The 1,319-nt window shown below is 36.7% G+C and carries 1 protein-coding gene; it reads right to left on the bottom strand.

Features of this window, described 5'->3' with window-relative positions:
• Positions 1 to 59 precede the first annotated feature (59 nt).
• Positions 60 to 851, bottom strand: coding sequence for an alpha/beta hydrolase (locus tag CN326_RS23755; protein WP_255258205.1), 792 nt, complete (start codon positions 849 to 851; stop codon positions 60 to 62).
• Positions 852 to 1,319: the final 468 nt, after the last annotated feature.

Here is a 1,319-nt window from a genome sequence, read left to right as displayed (position 1 = left end):
ATTAGGCAGACTAAAAATTTTAGTCTGCCTAATTGTTTTTAAATGGATAATTTATATGTTTATTTATTATATCTTTGAAGAAATGCCGTAACCTTCTCTTTTGCAAACTGAGTACTCAAACTACCTGGGTTTATATCGAATCCATGGTCAACGTCTGGAAGAAGGTAGAATTCATGAGCTACATTTTTCACAGTCAGTTCTTTGTCTAACATTTCACCTTGTTCTACTGGAACTATACGGTCACCTGTTCCTAATAATGTAATGGTCGGTGGTGTGTTGTCTTGAATATAATTGATCGGTGAAAGTAATTTATATCGTTCGGGAAATTGTGAAACAGTGCCTCCAATGTACTCTTCCATAACACCGTGTACATAATTAGTGCTCGGATTATCATTATAAAACATTGTCATATCTGCTGGCCCATACATGTTAATGACAGAGTTAACATGTACTTCTGGAACATTAGTTGAGGCTGGTAACTGTTCTTCCCCCATACTATAAGCAGCCAACATAGCGAGATTCCCTCCTGCCGATTCCCCCATTACATTTATTTTATTCGGATCAATCTGATAGGTATCTGCATTCTGTAATACCCATCCTAGTGCTGATTTGATATCTGCTACTTCATCTTTCCATCCTGCTTGTGGGGGCATACGATATTGTACGTCAAAAACGGTGTATCCTAGGTCATTTAGCCATTGTTTCCAGTGTGGAGCTTCCCCTTTATCACCCGATACCCATCCTCCTCCGTGCACTAGTACAACAGCAGGCTTTAATTTGTTTTTTGAAGTCTCTTTGGCTGGCCACACATCCATCTTTAATTCAATACCATCCGTAGTTTTTCCATACACTACATTCTCCATGGGTTTTGTTGATATAGTTTGGCTGTTGAAAAAGTGGGAACTAAGAGAAACAGTGGCGTCTTTACTGTTAGCATAGCTCAACATACTAGTAATTGGCTGTACAGTTAGAAAGATTAATAGTAGTGACAATGGTACTAAAATCACCTGTGCAATTTTGGCTTTTTTCCAAAAAGCTAGTATTAAAAGAACTATTATGAACAGTGTTACAATTAATAGAGACACTGGAAATAACGCTGTGGCCCAAGCGAGTGAACTCATTAATTTATCCATATCACTTGGATTCAGAATATAGTACGATATTATGCCAATGATAGGGAATGCTACTAATGTTAGGATGGTCAAAATCCACTGTATAATGCCTCTAGGTCTCCAAGATGTTGTATGTTTCATTTTTATTTAACCTCCATATTATTAAGATTTTAAGTATAAAGTATTTTCATCTCATTTGCTATTTAA

Origin of the sequence: Bacillus sp. AFS018417 (assembly GCF_002560985.1) — a bacterium.
Taxonomy (GTDB): Bacteria; Bacillota; Bacilli; order Bacillales; family Bacillaceae_G; genus Bacillus_A; species Bacillus_A rhizoplanae.
This window is presented reverse-complemented; position numbering and strand designations above follow the sequence as displayed.